21 protein-coding genes are annotated in these 18,723 nt (G+C 29.7%); 19 read left to right on the plus strand and 2 right to left on the minus strand.

The genetic code is table 11. The features are described 5' to 3' along the window. Positions 1-125: 125 nt before the first annotated feature. A complete protein-coding gene (locus tag BKP45_RS16310) occupies positions 126-1,124 on the minus strand; it encodes a Gfo/Idh/MocA family protein (protein WP_071389662.1) in 999 nt (332 codons plus the stop codon). A gap of 241 nt (positions 1,125-1,365) precedes the next feature. Here BKP45_RS16310 and BKP45_RS16315 point away from each other — a divergent pair, with 241 nt between their 5' ends. The 19 genes from BKP45_RS16315 to BKP45_RS16395 all read left to right on the plus strand — a co-directional run bounded on the left by BKP45_RS16315 (position 1,366) and on the right by BKP45_RS16395 (position 17,540). Next, a complete protein-coding gene (locus tag BKP45_RS16315) occupies positions 1,366-2,259 on the plus strand; it encodes a polyprenyl synthetase family protein (protein ID WP_071389663.1) in 894 nt (297 codons plus the stop codon). A gap of 30 nt (positions 2,260-2,289) precedes the next feature. After that, a complete protein-coding gene (gene comX / locus BKP45_RS21790) occupies positions 2,290-2,448 on the plus strand; it encodes a competence pheromone ComX (protein WP_084787834.1) in 159 nt (52 codons plus the stop codon). A 9-nt stretch (positions 2,449-2,457) separates the two neighbouring features. Further along, positions 2,458-4,776, plus strand: a complete 2,319-nt coding sequence (locus tag BKP45_RS16320; RefSeq protein ID WP_071389664.1) for an ATP-binding protein — start codon at positions 2,458-2,460, stop codon at positions 4,774-4,776. 22 nt (positions 4,777-4,798) lie between these two features. Further along, on the plus strand, positions 4,799-5,443 hold the full coding sequence (locus BKP45_RS16325; RefSeq protein WP_071389665.1) for a response regulator transcription factor: 645 nt from the start codon (positions 4,799-4,801) through the stop codon (positions 5,441-5,443). Between the two features lie 532 nt (positions 5,444-5,975). Then, positions 5,976-6,785, plus strand: coding sequence for a hypothetical protein (locus BKP45_RS16330; protein ID WP_071389666.1), 810 nt, complete (start codon positions 5,976-5,978; stop codon positions 6,783-6,785). Positions 6,786-6,842: 57 nt separating this feature from the next. Beyond that, on the plus strand, positions 6,843-8,186 hold the full coding sequence (locus tag BKP45_RS16335; RefSeq protein ID WP_071389667.1) for a radical SAM/SPASM domain-containing protein: 1,344 nt from the start codon (positions 6,843-6,845) through the stop codon (positions 8,184-8,186). Then, positions 8,176-9,219: a zinc metalloprotease gene (locus BKP45_RS16340; protein ID WP_071389668.1), complete on the plus strand. Its 1,044-nt coding sequence runs from the start codon at positions 8,176-8,178 to the stop codon at positions 9,217-9,219. Before BKP45_RS16335 ends, BKP45_RS16340 begins: the two co-directional genes overlap by 11 nt. Positions 9,220-9,222: 3 nt before the next feature. After that, positions 9,223-11,130: an ABC transporter ATP-binding protein/permease gene (locus tag BKP45_RS16345; RefSeq protein WP_071389669.1), complete on the plus strand. Its 1,908-nt coding sequence runs from the start codon at positions 9,223-9,225 to the stop codon at positions 11,128-11,130. Between the two features lie 56 nt (positions 11,131-11,186). Continuing rightward, positions 11,187-11,321, plus strand: coding sequence for a hypothetical protein (locus BKP45_RS23380; protein ID WP_281243153.1), 135 nt, complete (start codon positions 11,187-11,189; stop codon positions 11,319-11,321). A gap of 1,372 nt (positions 11,322-12,693) precedes the next feature. Then, a complete protein-coding gene (locus BKP45_RS16350) occupies positions 12,694-13,452 on the plus strand; it encodes a hypothetical protein (protein ID WP_071389670.1) in 759 nt (252 codons plus the stop codon). Between the two features lie 10 nt (positions 13,453-13,462). Then, positions 13,463-13,777 carry a hypothetical protein gene (locus BKP45_RS16355; RefSeq protein ID WP_139193808.1) on the plus strand — a complete coding sequence of 105 codons (315 nt, stop codon included), beginning with the start codon at positions 13,463-13,465 and terminating at the stop codon, positions 13,775-13,777. A gap of 229 nt (positions 13,778-14,006) precedes the next feature. Beyond that, on the plus strand, positions 14,007-14,315 hold the full coding sequence (locus BKP45_RS16360; RefSeq protein WP_071389672.1) for a DUF1700 domain-containing protein: 309 nt from the start codon (positions 14,007-14,009) through the stop codon (positions 14,313-14,315). A 198-nt stretch (positions 14,316-14,513) separates the two neighbouring features. Further along, positions 14,514-14,771 carry a hypothetical protein gene (locus tag BKP45_RS16365; RefSeq protein WP_071389673.1) on the plus strand — a complete coding sequence of 86 codons (258 nt, stop codon included), beginning with the start codon at positions 14,514-14,516 and terminating at the stop codon, positions 14,769-14,771. A gap of 189 nt (positions 14,772-14,960) precedes the next feature. Then, positions 14,961-15,206 (plus strand): hypothetical protein, encoded by a 246-nt coding sequence (locus BKP45_RS16370; protein ID WP_071389674.1) that lies wholly within the window; start codon positions 14,961-14,963, stop codon positions 15,204-15,206. A gap of 211 nt (positions 15,207-15,417) precedes the next feature. Then, positions 15,418-16,086 (plus strand): YIP1 family protein, encoded by a 669-nt coding sequence (locus BKP45_RS16375; RefSeq protein ID WP_071389675.1) that lies wholly within the window; start codon positions 15,418-15,420, stop codon positions 16,084-16,086. A 101-nt stretch (positions 16,087-16,187) separates the two neighbouring features. Then, positions 16,188-16,697: an HlyD family secretion protein gene (locus BKP45_RS16380; protein WP_071389676.1), complete on the plus strand. Its 510-nt coding sequence runs from the start codon at positions 16,188-16,190 to the stop codon at positions 16,695-16,697. Beyond that, complete coding sequence (locus BKP45_RS16385) at positions 16,667-16,888, plus strand: hypothetical protein (protein ID WP_071389677.1); 222 nt, start codon at positions 16,667-16,669, stop codon at positions 16,886-16,888. Before BKP45_RS16380 ends, BKP45_RS16385 begins: the two co-directional genes overlap by 31 nt. A gap of 69 nt (positions 16,889-16,957) precedes the next feature. Continuing rightward, positions 16,958-17,167, plus strand: coding sequence for a hypothetical protein (locus BKP45_RS16390; RefSeq protein WP_071389678.1), 210 nt, complete (start codon positions 16,958-16,960; stop codon positions 17,165-17,167). 109 nt (positions 17,168-17,276) lie between these two features. Next, positions 17,277-17,540: a hypothetical protein gene (locus BKP45_RS16395; protein ID WP_071389679.1), complete on the plus strand. Its 264-nt coding sequence runs from the start codon at positions 17,277-17,279 to the stop codon at positions 17,538-17,540. Positions 17,541-18,092: 552 nt separating this feature from the next. Here the strand turns inward: BKP45_RS16395 and BKP45_RS16400 are convergent. After that, entirely contained in the window at positions 18,093-18,719 is a 627-nt protein-coding gene (locus BKP45_RS16400) for a hypothetical protein (protein ID WP_071389680.1), read from the minus strand. Positions 18,720-18,723: the final 4 nt, after the last annotated feature.

Here is an 18,723-nt window from a genome sequence, read left to right on the forward strand (position 1 = left end):
ATTAACTTTCACTGTTGTTTACCCTGTAAATAAGATTGATGTAGGTTAATTCACTTTCGTGGGTGTCTGACACCGAAAATGGACAAATCGTTAAAATGTCCGTGTGGGGTGGACGTAACTAGTTATTATGATGATTTAATCTCTAGTAAGTCAGCATCAAACGTAATACCAGCATCTTTTCTAGCGGCTTCCAGAACTTGAATAACTGAATGACTGTAATCAAGTAATTCGTAACACTTCTTTAAATCTTTTGATTGATAAATCTTGTTAAAAGCAAGCATTTCATAATACAATGCGTTCATTTCTGTTTGTGCATTTAATTCTACTTCTTTATCTTCTAAATGAAGGATGACTTTTCTACAACCGTTTGCCCCATGTTCAACATGAAGGTATCCTTTTTCTCCTTGGATAAGAACAAAGTTCAGACTATTCGTATCTTTGCACCCAACACATTCGCCAATAAAATTCGGATATTCTAATAATAAAATTCCGGAAGTATCAATTCCGTTTGGATGTTTGTTTGCTTTATATTGGACTGTTTGAGGTGTCCCAAACAAATTCATGACAAAGTGTAGGTTATAAATATTAATATCTGTTAGAGCGCCACCTGAAAATTTAGGATTGAAAACATTTGGAGTTTCTCCACGCAGAAGGGCGTTGTATTTACTCGAATACTGACTATAATTACATTGGATAAATTTAATTTGTCCAAGTTTATTGATGTTTTCTTTTATTAATTGATAGTTTGGCAGGTGGATCGTTGTGATAGCTTCAAATAACAGTAAATTTTTTTGTTTAGCAAGAGATATTAAACTCTCAAGTTCCTGTACAGTTGAAGTAAATGGCTTTTCACATATTACATTTTTCCCGTTTTGAAGTGCTTGATATGCTTGATCATAATGTAAGCTATTTGGCGATGCGATATAAACAAAGTTAACATTCGGATCAGCATACAGCTTATCTAAATCAGTATAAATCGTTTGTACATTGAATTTTTCAGCAAGTGGCTTAGCTGTTTCTTCTTTTCTAGAATATATCGCTTCACACGTAGCTTCCTCGATTTCGTTTAAGGCTGATAAAAACTTATCTACGATAGGTCCTGTTCCAATTGTTGCAATCTTCATTTCAAACACTCCAATCGACATATTATTTTAACTTCTATTTTATAAAGTGTATGTAGTCTTGGTTCTTCTGATTATTATACAATTTTTTCCGAATATATCCCAACCATAGCATCTAATTTTATGTAATTGTATGAATAAGTGGTTAATATGAGTATGTAAAATTATGAATGTTTATGTAGAAAATACCTATTTTCTATTGTAAAATGAATAGTAAAAATGACCCGGGTCAAAAGGAGATTGGATGAAAGCGTACATTAAAGAAAAAATGGACCGTTTAATAATTGATACTTTTATAAATGATGATATTCAAACGATCGTACTTGAATTTGTTCATGACCAAACAATTAGTAGAGATCTATTTTTTGGTGAACTTACAATCCTCCACTATGAAATGTTCAATGGAAAAAATATTGATATTTATTCAGCAGCAGCGGCAGTAGAAATACTAATTTTAGCTGCTGATATTTTGGATGATTTACAAGATATTGATAATCATTCTGCACCTTGGCAGAAATATGAAAGTTCAATCGTTCTTAATATAACAACAGGACTACTTTTATTAAGTAAAAAAATACTTGATGATTTGAATTGTTCAAACAGAAATTTGCTTGATAATATTTATTATTCAACTATCTTTCAAGCGATTACTGGACAACATATGGATTTACATAACTCTATTAATAGCGAAAAACAATATCTAGCTTTAATTGAAAAAAAATCAGGATCTTTAACAGCCCTTGCTTGTCTAGTTGGTGCAGTATTAGCTAATAGTAGTGCACTTGAGGAAGTAAGAAGCTATAGCAAAAAGATAGGGATGATTGCTCAAATTAATAACGATATAAAATCAATTTATAACTTCGATAAAAAAAGCGATATCTTTTTAAAAAAGAAAACATTACCAATTCTTTATATGCTTTCTTTAAGAGATAACATAGTATCAGAGTATTATACAAGTAAAAAGACCTATCAAGAGCTATTAATGATTAAAGAAGAAGTAATAAAGCAAATGTGCGATAGAGGTGCATTTCATTATGCTAGTGTCTTTATAGAGTTAAATAAGCAAGAGGCACTCGCGATTATCCGTAGTCTGAACATCTCTAATTTTTATGAAAAGAAATTAGAACTTTATACATGAATAAACAAATGAATATTGGGAGGGTTTATTATGCAAGAAATCATTCAGTTTTTAATTAAAAATCCAGATGTGTTAGAGAGAGTGAAAAATGGTTTAGCGAGTTTGGTTGGAGTAAGTTATGAAGAAGTGGCAGCGATATTGAATGTTTTTACTAATAGTGGAATTACCAGGGTGGAGCTTTGGAGGTGATTTTAACAGGTGTTAAATATAAGTAGTAATTATAAAAAGGTAATATTTATTATGATAGTGGCGTCTATTGTTGCTGTATATTTATTTTTTACTAACTTTACTCCTTATATTGGAATTAAGCTAAAAATAGAGGAGAATAATTTCTATGTGCAATCAGTAAATGAAATGGGGTGGGGGGCACAAACTGATATTCAGGTTGGAGACCAAGTTATTTTAATTAATGATTTACCACTAGAAAATCATTATACAGTAAGAAACTTTTTAAGAATTGAACAAGCAGAAACAATTACTGTATTAAAAGATAGTAGTCATAAAACCTATTTAATTAGTAATTCTTTAGAACTAACAAGGCAATATTTGTATTACCTAGTATTTCCTTTTCTTTACTTTCTTTGTAACACCCTAGTAAGTATTTTTATATTAAAAAGTCAAATACAAAAAAAGAGCTCTATATTATTAATTTGTTTCTTAAAGAATTTAGGTCTTTGCTTCATAAGTGCTAGTTCATCAGGAAAGCTAGATATAGTAGGAGGAGTTATTTTAAATTTTAGCTTTTTAGTTGCGCCGGTATTATTTTTACATTTTATTTATCATTATCTAATAGAAAAAGGGAGATCATGGATTGATAAGAAGATAATTCTTTGGATATATTTTATAAGTTTATCAGCTTTTTTTGTAGACACACTTAATTATTTAGAGATAATAGATTATTTTTTTAGTGAGAAATATATCTTATTAATTTCGTTTCTAATTTTAAATTATGTAGTTACGATAACTCTAGTAAAATGCTATCGATTATCCAAAAAGGATGAAATAAGAGAGCCGATTAGGTGGATGCTAATGGCATTTGTGCTTGCACTTGCTCCATTTATCTTTTTGTATACAATTCCATTTATTCTTATAGGAGATACGATTATATCGGGTGTAGTCGCCTCATTATTTATCTTTTTTATACCTACAATTATTTTTTATTTATTGTTGTCAAATAAGCTTTTTCCTATCAAAGTATATGTAGATCAATTTAAATATTATTCTTCTATTTTATTGTTTCCGACAATTGCTTTTACATACATCATTAAAGCTTATTATTCCAATGGTTATACACTTATTACAATTACCCGTACATTTTTACTAATATACGTTTTGTTGTTTTTATTTTTGGTGTTAAAGAATTACATAGATAGAAAATTACGGGCAGTATTATTTGTAGAAAGAGAACAATATCAAAAAAGCATTTACCGTTATAGTGAGTCAATTAAACGAGAAAATAAGGTGAGTGGTGTATTAAACAGTATTGAAAGAGAAGTGAAAGAAGTATTAAAAGTAAAGTTTATCAGTTACATTCAAGTTTCTAAAAAAGGAAATTTTATTTGTGCTGACACTGAAAATCAATTTATAGAAGGTGCTTTTGCTAAAAAAATCAATTCTCAAGTTTTAAATGTTGGGAAAATCATTGAACATAAAGAGTATTTCTTTCTTGTTATTGGTGAGCGCCAAAATTATTATTACTGTTTAATAGTAAAAAAATTAATCAACATACCTTTAAGTAAAGAGCAACAAGATTGGTTAGAGGTACTAGCCTATTACACGAGTATTTCAATAGAAAACATGATTAAAATTGAAGAACTACTAAAAAAATTAGAAAGTGTAGAAGCTGATCAAATGGTCGCAAATAAATCAAACTGGCTAAATCGATTAATGGTTAACTGGTCAGAAAAAGAAAGAAAGCAATTAGCTATGGATATCCATGATACGATCCTTCAAGATCTGATTGTTCATAAGAGGAAAGTTGAAGAGATAAAACGATTAGCTAAGGATAAGCCACTTATTCTAGAAAGTAGAATAGAAGAATTGGAAGAAGATGTTTTAGATATGATGTACACTATTCGCGAGACATGCCACGAGTTATCACCGCCACTTTTGGCAAAGTTAGGTCTCAAACACGCCTTGCAGGATTTAGAAGTGAAATTTAATTTGCTTTCTACTAGTAAATTAGTTTTCAAGATTGAAGGAGATAACCAAAGTCTTCAGTTAAAAAATGATTACGAGTTAGCTGTTTTTCGTAGCGTTCAAGAATTATTAAATAACGCTATTAAGCATGCTAAAGCAACTGAAGTAACTATTTTGGTTAAAATAAGTGATCAAACTTTGGAAATATACTATCAAGATAATGGAATAGGTACAGATCTTTCTACCCAAAATAAAAATCAAAAAAATATGGGGCTAATAGGTATGAAAGGTCGTGTTCATAGTTTTGGCGGAGAAATAAAGCTTACATCGAATCCAGGTAAGGGGATGAAAGTTCAAATCGTTATACCATTAAAATAAGTAGCTAAAAGCAGGTGATAGTTTGATTAATATTCTTATTGTAGATGATCATTCCATAGTGGGAGAAGGTACAAAAACTATATTATCAAGTGAAACCGACTTTAATGTCGAGTTCCATGGTTCAAGTTTAGAAATAATGAGTTTATTGAAAGTAAAAAAACATGATGTTTATTTAATAGATTTTGAAATGCCTGAATTAAATGGTTTAGAATTAACAAAGGAAATTTTGAACGTTCATCAAGATGCGAAGATTATTATTTTTACAGGTTATGAAATTACTTGTTATTTTAACCATCTAGTTGAAGTCGGCGTTTCTGCCTTTATAAGCAAGTCATCCTCTAAAGAACAGCTTATTCGTACAATCAGAGATGTGATCAATCATCAATCCGTTATTCCTACTGAGATATTACATCAACTTCGAAGGACCGAATCTAAACTTTGCTTCGAAAACGGTACCAAAATTTCATTTTCTCTAAAAGAAGAAGAAATTGTGATAAAGATCTCCAAAGGACTAACAAACGAACAAATAGCGAAGGAATTATTTACGAGTAGTAGGACTGTAGAAAGACATTTAAGAGAGATTTTCAAGAAATTAAATGTTAGTTCCAGAGTTGATGTTGTTGAAAAAGGACGTAAGCTAGGGTTAATACCAGAGGTTTTGATTTGATCATAGGATGCTCTCGATTTGAGGGCATCTTTTTGACGTCCATCAAAAATTTCATTTTCTATACAATTAACTTAGCATTCCAATTAGTCTAGTAAAAATAAAGTTAGTGACCGACAAAACTTGGTGAAACTCCGCCAAAAATGGCGGAACCGCGCCACATTTTGTCGGTTACTTTTTTACCAAGATATAGTAGGATAATTGGTAAGAGTTAGGAATTGATAATCTGTTAAATTAGACAAAGTTGGAACGAAATTCAAATGCTATTTTATAAAAAGTACCCTTATGTAAAACAACACGATGCTTCTGACTATGACGCTTAGTTACAGTAAAAACAGTAATTGTGTGAACAAGAAAAAATCGGTACCGTTACGTTTGGTGTATAGTTAAGTGGATATTCGAAGAATTCAAAAAAAACGCTCCTGTTAATAAATAATTTCAATATAATGTAAAATGAAATCAAAGAATTTATGATAAAGACTAATAAATTGATTTAGTGACTATTTAACTACTACAAAAATGGGGGTAGGTTTAAATGAATATGAAAACTAAAGAAATACTTGAATACAAGAAAAACATTGAATCTAAAATAGAAAAAAAATATAAGAGTTTAAGCAAGATGCTGAATATAGAAATTAAACAAAGAATTGATGGTAGGTATTTATTATTGCCTTACGCAATTAATGAAATATTCGAAGTTACAGATGAGCAATTAACTATATTAGAAGAAATAGCAGGTTTGTTTTTAGATCATATTAGTTCAATTGATATGGTAATAGATAGAGAAAGTAATGATATGACTTTCCTATCTGTAAAATACTTTTTAATATATGAAATAATAAATTCGTTCAGAAAGTTAAATCTGTCACAATCATTTTTTGAGGAATTAGTACAAGACGCTGCAGAATACATTTTTTCAATTAACAGAGTAAATTTTCCTATCGGAAGTGATAGTCTATATGAAAGAGTGGCAAGAGGAAAACTGAAAATGGTGAATTGTATTATACGTGCTATGAATGAATTAACCAGCAATATAACATCATATTCATTATTCGAAATAAGCCAATATTTCTCAAATATTTGTTTACTGGAGCAATTATTTGATGACTTACGTGACATTGATGAAGATTTAAAAAGTAAACAATATAATTATTTTAATTCTCAAACAGATGACAGAGATAATATTGCGTATAAATTGTGCGAAAAAATAATTAGTTTGTCGGAAGTTATTAATAAAAATAGCTCTAGTGAGTTTGAATTACTAAATAAAATTTTCTTAGATGATAATTTAATTAAGGTTAAAACCATTAGAGATAAGATAGAAGAAAAGAAAGTAATGATATAAAAAATCTAATTTTAATTACTATATAAATACTTTTTTGTATGTTAGGGAGATAAAATTATGTTAATTGTTTCAAATTATACTATATTTTCAACAATGAATTGTAAAAATAAATATATTGTGCATGGATATACGGGAAGTGTTGATTTATTAGAGGAAAATGTCTATAGCAAACTATTACAAATTTCAAAAATGAAGAAAGAAAAACAAGAAACGCTTCTGAGTTCGCTAAAGGATATTGATACCTTAATTGAAAGGGGCTATGTTGTTTCAAGTTATAAAGATGAAGAAAAATATTATAGGATAGCAAACCATTTATATGAAAGTAGATCAATGATTACATCAATTGTGATTGTACCGTCAATGGGGTGTAATTTTAGGTGCTCTTACTGTTTTGAACTAACAGACTTAGATATGGCCCCGATGAAAAAAATGGAATTAAGTGTAATTGATTCTACTTTTAAATATATTGACAAACTAGAAACAATTAAACAAATAACACTATTCGGTGGAGAGCCACTAGAAAAAGATAACTATAGTATTGTTGATTATATAGTGAATGAAGGCAAAAAAAGAAATATACAAGTTAATGCGGTAACTAATGGATATGATTTAGATAGCTACATAGAAATATTTAAAAATAATGTGAATTTTGATTCCATCCAAGTTACTTTAGATGGAACTAGAGAAAGACATGATTTATTAAGGTATTTGAAAAATGGGTCAGGAACGTTTAACAAGATAATTAAAAATATTCAAATGCTAATTAAAGAAATACCTAAACTAAATATTACAATTAGAGTAAATCTATCAATAGAAAACGAAAGCGATTATATAGCTTTAAAAGAATATTTAAAAGCCAAAGAAATTCTATCTGATTGTACCAATGTAAGTATTTACAATAAATGTCTACATACAGCTTACATTAATACTAAAAAAAAGTATATGGATAAAGATATTACAAAGAATGATGATATAAAACACGATAATCTAACATATAAGTTGCATAGATCACAAATAAAAGATTTACTAGGTAGAAATAGCATTCCATTTCGAACATCAGTCTGTGGTGCAACTGGAAATATGTTAGTCGTCACACCTAATAAGAATTTGTTTGCATGTTGGGAACAAATCCAAAATAATAACAAATCAATAGGTAAGATAAGTTTAGAAAAAGATAATAGGATACAGTTTAATGAAAAATATTTAAACTGGAAAAAAAGACATGTTCATATGTTGAAAAATTGTAGCAAGTGTAAATATAGTTTGTTCTGTGGTGGAGGTTGTCCGAATCATTCTGAAATAGTAAATAATGATATGTTTCAAAGTTACTGTCAAGATTCAAAGATTATGATTCATAAAAGTTTTGACGAAGCTATTGGAGAAAAAATTAATGAATGTTAATACGTTAGTAACTGATAAAAATCCCTCAATAAAAATAGCAGAATTTGATTATAACGGAAAGCAAAAAAAAATTGTTGCATACTCTAAGAAGTACAACAATGCAATATTATTAAATAAAGAGATTCCTATAGAAGTACTATTACAAAAAGAGGATAAATACTTTAATTTTAAAAAAGAAAAAACAATCTTTTTTAAAAAAATAATAGGGAGCAGTTGGGATTTTAGTTTTTTAAAATACTTTGAGTTTCTTTTAACTAAAACAGGAAAAATATTTTGTTTTTTTCTCTTATTTCCTTGTATTTTGACGTTTTCACTTATTAAATTTATTTCTCAACAAAGTAAATTATATAGTAATTTTTTTGATACAAATAGCCTTTTAGTGATTATTCTATTTTGCATATGTTTACTAATACAAACTATTTTTCATGAATTTGGACATTTAACTGCAATGAAAAAAAACAAACTTAGTTTGAGTGGGGTAGGTGTAGGAATATATTTAACATCGGTAGTATTATTTGTTCCAATGTATGAAAGTTGGTTATTAAAAAGAAAACAAAGACTGGAAATAGATATAGCGGGAATTATTTTTCAACTTTATTTTATCTTTATAGTATTAATGGTTAATTTATTTATTAAAAGTGAACTGGTTAACATATATATATTATTTTCTACTATGATACTATTAAATAACTTTAATCCATTCTTAAAATATGATGGTTATTGGATATTATCTGACCACCTTGGTGTTTACAATTTACACAAATGGATAAGAATATCTATCAAAAATATGTTCACTAATAGTGAAGAATTAACAGCAGTATTTTATAAGCATACAATCATAAAAATTAAATGTTACTCTTTAATTACAAGTATTTTTTTAGTGTTTTTCCTATTTATGCTATTTAGGATTAATGTTACAAATATAACAGAATTAATAGTTGAAGCAAATATTTTCAGGCTTTTTTACACTGTTTTTATCGCCTATTTTACATTGCTTGCATTTAAGTCAATTATTCGTGTTTTATGGAGGTAGATTATGAGGATAAAGGTACATAATTTAAAAGAAATAAAAGATAAAAGAGAAGTTTTTTCTAATGTGGATTTTGAAATAAAAGAAAACTCCCTATTTTGTATTACTGGACGATCGGGAGTAGGTAAAACTACATTATTTTTTTCAATGATGGGTTTAAGTAAAACTACAAGTGGTGAAATATATTATGGTAATTATTCGTTCCACGAGTTATCTGATAAAGAAAAGGAGGCATTTAGACAAAAGTTTTTCGGTTTTGTACCACAGCAGCACTTATTAATAGAAGAATTTAGTGTTTATCAAAATGTCACTATACCATTAAGGTTTTCTGATATGTCAAAGAAAGAAAAACAAAATAAAGTTAAAGAAGTATTAATTCAAGTAGGTTTAGAAGGATATGAAACAAAAAAAGTATCAAAATTATCAATTGGAGAAAAGCAGAGGGTTGCTATAGCAAGAGCAATTATCCATAGTCCTAAGATAATATTTGCTGACGAACCAACTGCATCTGTAGATAGACATAATCGTGAAAAAATATTAAATATTTTTAAAGAACTAGTGAATAAAGGTACAACAGTAATTATTATTACCCATGACCGTTATGTTGAAGAACAATGCAATATAATCTATAACTTAGAAACAAGAGAAATAACTCAAAATGATAATAATGGATTCACATCACTTATAAAGGAGATTAGTCGTCCAAATAAGAAAAAAAATAACTATTTTTCAGGTTTGATTTACTCGTTTCACCATTTTCAAAATAGTAAAGCACGAAACATACTTTTGATCTTTACCATTTTAATTTCATTAGTATTAACATTCTTCATTCAAGCGGTGAATAGAGGTTTGTTAAATAATTATTCAGAGTTTATCAATGAAACAAGTAATAGAACCTTAGTTATAATTGATCAACAAAATAGAGATATAGATGATATAAAGAATATTACTAATGAAACATTACATAAAGCGGGAAATAAGATAGAAAAAATTGAGGAAATTGGTGTATCCCAACAGTTTATTAAAATAGAGTTTAATGGCAAAACACATAACCCTCTTAATTTTTATAATAATTATTTACAAGAATACCCAGAAACTGTAACTTCATTACCTTATAATAACCCTAACAACGTAATTTTAGGTACTGAGAAAATAAATAGAAACGGAGTTATTATTCCAGAAACACTTGCAAAACAACTAACTGAACAAGGGGATTTAACAAATATAATTGGTGAAAGTATTACCCTTAAAATTCCTACTAATGTTGAGTTAAAATCAATAACTTTTGAGATTCAGGGTATTTTAGAATCGGATGGAAATTCAACTAATTATCCAATTTTCATTTCAAAACAGCGATATAACTCACTCAGTGATGAACTTAAAAGGGATAAGATTTACTTGGTGGACATGTTTGAAGAGGTAACTCAAGAAGATGTATTTAGTCTTGCAGTTGAAGCAAATATAACTGCCAATAATCCAGCTATTTCCCTTTCGAACTTTCTAAATACTGTAAATGCTGTAAAAATGTTAATGGTGTTTTTAACTTCCGCATTTATATTGGTTACTCTTACATTTACTTCTCTCTTATCTTATATAAATGTAGTTCAAAGGAAATCAGAATTTGCTATTTTTTCAATTTTTGGATTCAGTAAATTTAAAAATGCACAAATCTTTTTATTTGAATACTTTTTAGTTTTTTTAGTTGCAGGCCTAACTTCAGTTTTATTATTTAACTTCCTAATAGATCCAATAAATATATTATTTGAACAACAAAGCAATTTAAAAGAAGTTTTAAAAATGAATAGTTTAGATTACTTAATAGGTTTATCAACGTTTTTATTGTTCTTTGCTATAGTTTTAATAATACCTCTATACAAAATAGTAACAAATAGTGTATATAAAAATTTGCAATAAAATAGAACCCTCAAAAGGAAAGGTTATTTCAAAAACTGCTGAAAGGAGAATCTACAATGTTACCATTGAATGAACTCAGTGAAGTATTAGATGAATTAGAGAATAAAGAACTTTTATCGTGTAGTTGGAATGCTTGTCCAATAAATCATGGGAACTGCTTTGTTGTAACATGTAGTTTTGACATATCATGAGATCGTTAAATTCCGTCATTGATATAGAAGAACTAGAAGACAGAGAAGAGTTGGGCTGTTGGGTTAATATTTGCGGTATTAATCGTAGTGTATTACCTATCATGATTTGCAAAATCAATTTTATTTAATTGATAGGATAACTATGTTTTTTTAGGAAGATTAATTTCTTCTAAATTTCCCCATGTAGGTCAACTCAAATTTAATATGTTTTAAACTATATTAGCGCCTTTTGAGGAAGAGAAATAACCTGCTAAGAAAGAAAGGGGGAAATCTGAGGCCGATCAGCTAATTGTAAGTGTAGTGGAATTAGAAGAAAAATTAGAATTTGGTTGTGGTTAGAATAATTGCAGAGTTAATCTAATAGCATAATAAGCTTTAAAGATGGAGAGGAGAGCAAAAAAATATGAAAAATTTAAATCAGACTGATGAACTAATTAAGTGTGTAGAAGAACTTGAAGAAAAATTAGAATTTGGTTGCGGTTGGAATACTTGCGGAGCTAATTTAACATTATAATAAGCTTTAAAAAGTGAGAGGGGAGGAAATAAATATGAAAAACTTAAATCAGACTGATGAACTAATTAAGTGTGTAGAAGAACTTGAAGAAAAATTAGAATTTGGTTGCGGTTGGAATACTTGTGGACTTAATGGCTCCGCCTAGTTAATGTAAACAAGATTCTATTAAGACGCTTTTAAGATTTTTCATACATATATTACTTCTATAATAAAGCGTAATAAGAGATAAGGTTTACTTGGATGAGGGATCATGGAGTCGAAGTAATTTCAATCAAAGCATGAGCAATTTTACTAGAAGATATGGTAGTCGTGCTTTTGCATTTTCTGGTGGTGCATTATTAGCGCAAGTAGGTTGAGGGTATTGGACAACACTTATTAAAGTTGGTGGAAAAGTAGCAGCAGTAGTAGCTAAGATTGGAGCTGCATTTGGTGGAGCAAAAGGTGGGGCACTTGGAGCCTTGTTAGCTTTAGGAACTGATGCTCTTATAGTTATTTATTTGGGAAGAGCGGTAAGAACTTTTTAGTTAAGATTTAATCATTAAGGTCTAAGTGCAAGAATCGATAGACTAATCGATTTTTGCACTTATTCTATATTGGAGGAGTTATGTTTCGTAAAAAAATTCATGATGTCTGACACCCTAAATTCAAAAAGTTCAACTCGTTTAAACCAGTAGAGTTTAACTGTTTTTGTTTACCATGCAATTCATTTTTCAAAGCGAGGTGAGGACCAAATGATAAAAAGTTTATACTTTAAATATATTAAATCGGAATTTAACATTTTATTATTGAATAATTTGTTCAATAGTTATAGCGGACAGCTATTATTCAACAAATAAAGACTTCCAAATGTGGTTTGCTATGGTTGAATTAACAATGCAAGAAATGAAAGGTACTCATAAAGATCATTTCCTGGAATTTTTAAATAATTATAATGGGTTAACGTATTTTGATAACCTGTTATATTCTGCTAATCAATATCTTATGCTTTTGTTTGTTTTGTTGATTGGGTTTGGTATGCATTTGGTAGGAAATACTGTTACTTTTCAACAGAGGGATTTTCATAAAGGGCTTGTTGAAAATATCGTTTCAAAAACCCACATAAAAAATGTAATTGTCGCACAGGCACTTTATATTATGACATTTGTTGCATCTATTCTATTAATAGCAATAGGGGCTGCCATGTTATTGTGGGGCGGAAATATATTTCAACCATTCATTAATTCCTTTGTAGGTGAATTCTATGGCTGGAGTTATATATTAGTTATGATCGGTCATGTGTTATTACTAATTACATTCTTAGTTTTAGTAATAACAATTTCTTCACTTATTGTCCCGAATGTTAAAAATAAATTTGTCGTTAAAATGGTTCCGTTTATTCTTTGCTTGTTGACATTTTTAGTTGTTTTAACAATAGGGAATCTTCACTGGATATTAGATAAGATAACCTATTATCTCAGAGTAGATACGTATTTATTTAGCTTATATAATTTTATCAGTCAGGAATCATGGTCAACTAAGCACTTAGTATTAGAAATGTTGACGTTATTTATTAGTTTGCTAGTCTTGACCCTATACTTAATTAGAGTAAATAAGAGAAAATTCGAAACGATTGCTTAGCTAGCTCATATTGGAGATTAAACAGTTTTATTTAGTCGGCATCTTGTATATTCTTGTGACTGTTCGAGCTTTTAGTGGATTACGTATTAATCCATTTTATTTTATTGACTTTTTCTATCGGAAATTTACGAAAAATAATATGTTAGAACTTTTGGCTGCTAGTCTAGCAATTCTTTTTTACTATGTGATAAACGGGTATATTTATAGCTTTCCTGAGATTATTACGTTTCCGTTTATGACAATCTTTTTTTATAGTAGGTGCTTTATTGATGTGGAGGAAGTGTTAATGAAAAAAGGGAAGTCGGATATGGAGTCAAAAGTATAAGTTAAAAAAGCAGTTTCAGTGGAGAGCGCGATTCTTATCAACTGGTGCCAGATAGTGCATCTTGGTGCCAAACACTTAACTTATTGATAATGCCATGTATATGAAGACAAAAAGCCACCCTGGGTTAGTGTTTTAGATAGTGAAGTTAAAGACTGGTTTAAAGTTCAGCAAGATAAATATAAATGTTTAAAAAAAATGCCTTAGAGGAATAAAACGAGGGAGGGTTTTAATGAATGAGATTAAATTAACAAAAAAGGAAAATCAGTTTTTAGAAGTTGTATTAGATAAACTTATTATGAATGGAGTAAAAGAAAAGATAATAAACGATGCTCGGAACAATATATATGAACAAGTTAGAGAATCTAGAGTTAAAAATGAGGATCCCCTAATCGAATTAGGTGATCCAGAAGAAATGGCAAATGAATACTTGAAGATTACAAGTACGAATAAATCGAATAACAGGTGGTTACCTACATTAATATTTATAGCAATAATGCTCGTATTTTCTTTTTTAATTAGATGGTTTTTTATAATATGAAGGCAATAAGCTGGTTACGCAACCAACTTTCTCAATTTTCTAGTTTATAAATTAAGGCTTATTGTTACCATAAGATTATTAATTATAGAGAGAAGGCAATTATAATAGAGTTTATTCTTTATCATAAAATTGGTTATATAAAATTAAGAACCCGTTATTATCATTATTTCAGCCTTGGAATTTATACCAGAAGATTTTTTGGGCGGCTTTGGAGTTTTCCTGATTAGTATCCTTATTATTGTTATGCTTCTTATTGGTACGACATTATTCCTTGAAAAAATACTAAAGGCGTATAAGACGCCAGATTCTGAAATAAGAGAGCAGCTTTTGCATTTTTGTAAACAAGCAGAATTAGAACGTAAAGCTTTATATATGGTCAATGAAAAAAACAAAGTGACGAATGCTTTAGTAACTGGGATTACTCGAAAAAAACATATCTATATCACAGATTATTGAATTGAAAATATGACGTTAAAATAAAGTGAAGCGATCCTTGCTCATGAAATTGGACATATTAAAAAACTATTATAATGTGTGCAAGGTCTGTTACTTTTATACTCTAAGTCTAGTAGCTGTTTTTGTAAATCTGTTATTTTTGTAATATATAATTAAGAATATGATGTTGTAAAGCGAGGTGATTTCATAATGAAATATATGCCATATTATATGTCTTTACTTGGTTTCTTTCTAACTCTTATATTTTTAGCTATTATTGGCAAAGTCTTAAATATTGATTGGTTGATACTGCTCTATGATTTCAGAGAAATATCAAATGGTGGAATAGTCGAAGCGAGAATTTCTTGGATAACGATAATTTTAGCAACAATTGTTAGTTATTTGAGTTGGAAATTAGGTAAGAAAAAATTTCAGGACGATAAGCTGAGTTCATAAATAGCAAGTTTAAAATACTTTAGTAAAGCCGTTTATAAAATAGACGATGTCTTTACTAAAGTTTTTTTATTTAAAAGATTAGAACACCACGCCAAAATTGGCGGTATACCGCCAAAACTTGTCGGTTCGAAATCGAAGCTTTTATTGTATGATTAATTGTAGCTTTATGAACTTATATTATTTTAATCATATGTTTGAGAGGGTGGAGTAAATGTCAGAATTACATGAGAAAAGTAAAGAAATTATTGTGAAACTAGGGAAGCCGTCGGTATTTGGAATGTTTTTAAATCCAAGTGAGCAGTTTCAAAAGCTGAAAGCTAATCCGCTAGTGTTTGTACCGTTATTGTTAGTAACACTTTTATACACGATTGCAATGGCAATTATCGCTTTTGGAACGGATAGCTCGTGGTTGCTTGCAGAAATCGGTCCAGAGGATATAGAGATTTTTGCTGAAATGGAAATGTTCATGCGGATTATGATGTTAGTAACTGGGGTGTTTATTCCAGTTATGGGTGCACTAATTTTTGCTGTTGTTATCATAATCGTTGCAAAAATTAGTAAGAGTGAGGTTACTTTTAGGCAGCTATTTTCTTTAGCGGTATTTGTATCCGTCATTGGTGGAGTAGGAGTTTTATTTAATGCGATCATGACGACATTACTCGGAACAAATCCAGATATACCATTTACTAGTTTAGCTAGTTTATTTGGAGAAGAAAATGTGAGTCCATTATTCATAAGTATAGAGGTATTCTCGATTTGGCAACTTATTGTTGCTGTAGTCGGTTTAAGAAAAGTAGCGAATTTTGGTGCAGCGTTAGCATGGATCGTAATGATTTTATTTACTATCTTTAGTATCTTTTTAGCATTATTAGTTAGCTAAGAAAATATTCGTTAAATAAATAGGGCTTGCGCAAGTGAATCTGCGTTAACCCTTTTTATTACTATAAAATTATATGGATATAGCGACAAGCCTCATATCGAATGATAAAACAAAGGAGCTTTTATGGAAAAAAGAAAAAATGGATCATCGTAGGTGTAATAGTATTAATTGGGGTTATGACAACGGTAGGGGTTGCCCGTTCCATTGAAGAAACGATTTATGAGGTTGAAACAGTTAGTCCTGAGCTGACACTCCTAGTTTTGGCGGTAATGCTGCCAGGAACTCTATATGTCAAAAATGAACAAATCGTATATTATTCCCCTGAAATAGGACAACAATATGAGCTGTTAGTTGAAGAAGGAGATTTCGTAGAGAAGGGCACAGCGCTTATTAAATATAAGAGTCAACATTTGGAAATTGAAAAAGAGCAATATGCGTTATCGATACAGGCTATTGATTTACGTTTGTCAGAAATAAACAGACAGAAAGACGATGTAATAAAGCAAAAAGCTGAGCTTAACAAAAAGAAAGAAGATTTAAAGAAAAGAGATTGCGCTTTTCTTGAAAGGGAGAGGGTTTTTTGGAGCTTTATAAAATTTTATCAATATTAGCAGCAGTTTTTTCTATATTAGCAGCATTCCAGTTTTATCAGTTAGGGAGACGATTTAAAAAACTTCAAATAGGAGATACGCTTTCAAATGAACTTGTAGCTGAAGCTAGGTGGAAAATAAAGGTTTCTATAGTGCTATTTGTAATAGGATCTCTTTTAGCTATCATCGTTATTTTTATAAGACCTTATTAGTTAAAACGATTGATCTGAATTAATAGTATATTTTACAGGAATGAATATTTTATATGAGGTGGTAGCAAATTGTTAGCTCAATATTTATGGTCTAGGTCAGGTGAAATATTAATAAGATTGATTATTAATATATCCGTTGTGCTAGGATTTTTCTTTATAATTGGAAAGCTTTTTAATAAGGAGTTTTTCTATGGTAGTATCGCTATAGGGGTAGTTATTTCCTTCTCGATAATAGAAATATTCACATATAAAAAGTGGTTGCGCGAAAATACTGAATAATGTTGTATGCCATTAAAACAGTTCTATTTACTTAATGACTTGTGAGGATAACCAGAATTAATATAGAGGAAAATGTTTTAAACAGAAGGAACTTAATACGAGGTGAAAAATGAAGAAGTATGAAATAAGGTATTTATTATATTTTGTAGCCGTATTGTGGTTTATTTCTTTAATATTCATACCTTTAATGTCAGAAGTGACAATTAGCGTATCCCTTACGAAAGTATTAGTCAGTATACCTTTTTTGTTGGTGATTATAGGAAAAATTTTGGCTATCATAGAAAAGAGAAACAAGAATAAAAGTCTTGCTGGAGATGTAGGTATCAATATTGGTTTAACAATAGCGTTGTTAATGTATTTACTTAGTGTTTAAGTTTCCCATAATGTGATTATACATTTAGGCATATAGAATTTTTTATACGAAACAAAATGACCATAAGAATATCACATGTACTTACTCTTTAGTTTATACTTATGGTCAACACGAATTACTAAAGTGAAAAATCATTGGAACAACTTTCGTCTAGTTTTATCCCACTCTTAAGGGGCAAGTAAGACCCCCACCTCAAAACTTAAGAAAATCGAGAAGTTTAGATGGGGGATAAACTGCCCCTAAAGGTCCGATATAGAATAACTTTCATCAGTGATAGCTGATGATTAGTTATTCTTATGCCTGTGGTATAAGTTGAACTAACAATCAGTGGGGGATGAAGGAAAACCCCCACTGATTGAAGTTCAGCTTTATTTTCATTAGTGTGTAGATGGTTGTAAACGTCTAGAGAGCGGCTTCCGTCAAAGGTCGCCCCAGTGAAGCTGCTACTTGGATTACTTCGAAGCGGCTTTGCTCTTGAGCAAACGGAGTGGCACAGGAGCAGCTGCTCGTGACCAAGGCGCTTGAGCTTTTCTGGTGTGCTTTAATTGGATGTTAATATAAAAAGAAACCTAATACAACAATGATGCCAACACCCAGTCCGCAATTTGTCAATATTTGTTTCCAAAAGATTTTATCTCTGTTTTGTGCCTGATATGCTTCAATTAAACTTAGCTGTAGCTCTTCAATACGATAGGATCTCCCTTCACTTTTGAAGGAAATCCGATAGTCTTTCGTTTCATCACCTAAGATCCCGCCATCAATGCTAATTTTTGTTGCCTCTTCAGTTATAGAATAAATAGCTTCTTCATCATGAAAGCCGTCTTTTTCCTCAAATGAAAAGCCCATATCTCTAAGCTTTGTTTTTAAAATAGGAAAAATGATTTCCGAACGTGCTTCATAAATGACAATCGTTTTATTCCCTTTAAAAACTCTAATAAGTATGATGATGATAAAAAAACTAAATAAGATCGTAAATGAAATCATTGGATTTATATCAAAATTCGCAATTACGAATAATTGAAAAAACGAAACAAAAGTCATTGTATGATAGAATAGCTTAGTTTCAGTAATAACTCCGTTTTGCTTATAAATTCTGTAAGCTTCATAGAATAATAATAATGCACCGAATGTCCCAATCAACATCCAAGAGGTAGTTTCTTGGAAAAGTAGATTATTCATATAA

Source organism: Anaerobacillus alkalidiazotrophicus (genome assembly GCF_001866055.1).

What these genes read in the sequence shown, in the direction of transcription:
- BKP45_RS16310 (WP_071389662.1), bottom strand. Translation starts at nt 1,124, where the DNA reads ATGAAGATTGCAACAATTGGAACAGGACCTATCGTAGATAAGTTTTTA.
- BKP45_RS16315 (WP_071389663.1), top strand. Translation starts at nt 1,366, where the DNA reads ATGAAAGCGTACATTAAAGAAAAAATGGACCGTTTAATAATTGATACT.
- comX (WP_084787834.1), top strand. Translation starts at nt 2,290, where the DNA reads ATGCAAGAAATCATTCAGTTTTTAATTAAAAATCCAGATGTGTTAGAG.
- BKP45_RS16330 (WP_071389666.1), top strand. Translation starts at nt 5,976, where the DNA reads ATGAATATGAAAACTAAAGAAATACTTGAATACAAGAAAAACATTGAA.
- BKP45_RS16335 (WP_071389667.1), top strand. Translation starts at nt 6,843, where the DNA reads ATGTTAATTGTTTCAAATTATACTATATTTTCAACAATGAATTGTAAA.
- BKP45_RS16340 (WP_071389668.1), top strand. Translation starts at nt 8,176, where the DNA reads ATGAATGTTAATACGTTAGTAACTGATAAAAATCCCTCAATAAAAATA.
- BKP45_RS16345 (WP_071389669.1), top strand. Translation starts at nt 9,223, where the DNA reads ATGAGGATAAAGGTACATAATTTAAAAGAAATAAAAGATAAAAGAGAA.
- BKP45_RS23380 (WP_281243153.1), top strand. Translation starts at nt 11,187, where the DNA reads ATGTTACCATTGAATGAACTCAGTGAAGTATTAGATGAATTAGAGAAT.
- BKP45_RS16350 (WP_071389670.1), top strand. Translation starts at nt 12,694, where the DNA reads ATGGTTGAATTAACAATGCAAGAAATGAAAGGTACTCATAAAGATCAT.
- BKP45_RS16360 (WP_071389672.1), top strand. Translation starts at nt 14,007, where the DNA reads ATGAATGAGATTAAATTAACAAAAAAGGAAAATCAGTTTTTAGAAGTT.
- BKP45_RS16370 (WP_071389674.1), top strand. Translation starts at nt 14,961, where the DNA reads ATGAAATATATGCCATATTATATGTCTTTACTTGGTTTCTTTCTAACT.
- BKP45_RS16375 (WP_071389675.1), top strand. Translation starts at nt 15,418, where the DNA reads ATGTCAGAATTACATGAGAAAAGTAAAGAAATTATTGTGAAACTAGGG.
- BKP45_RS16380 (WP_071389676.1), top strand. Translation starts at nt 16,188, where the DNA reads ATGATAAAACAAAGGAGCTTTTATGGAAAAAAGAAAAAATGGATCATC.
- BKP45_RS16395 (WP_071389679.1), top strand. Translation starts at nt 17,277, where the DNA reads ATGAAGAAGTATGAAATAAGGTATTTATTATATTTTGTAGCCGTATTG.
- BKP45_RS16400 (WP_071389680.1), bottom strand. Translation starts at nt 18,719, where the DNA reads ATGAATAATCTACTTTTCCAAGAAACTACCTCTTGGATGTTGATTGGG.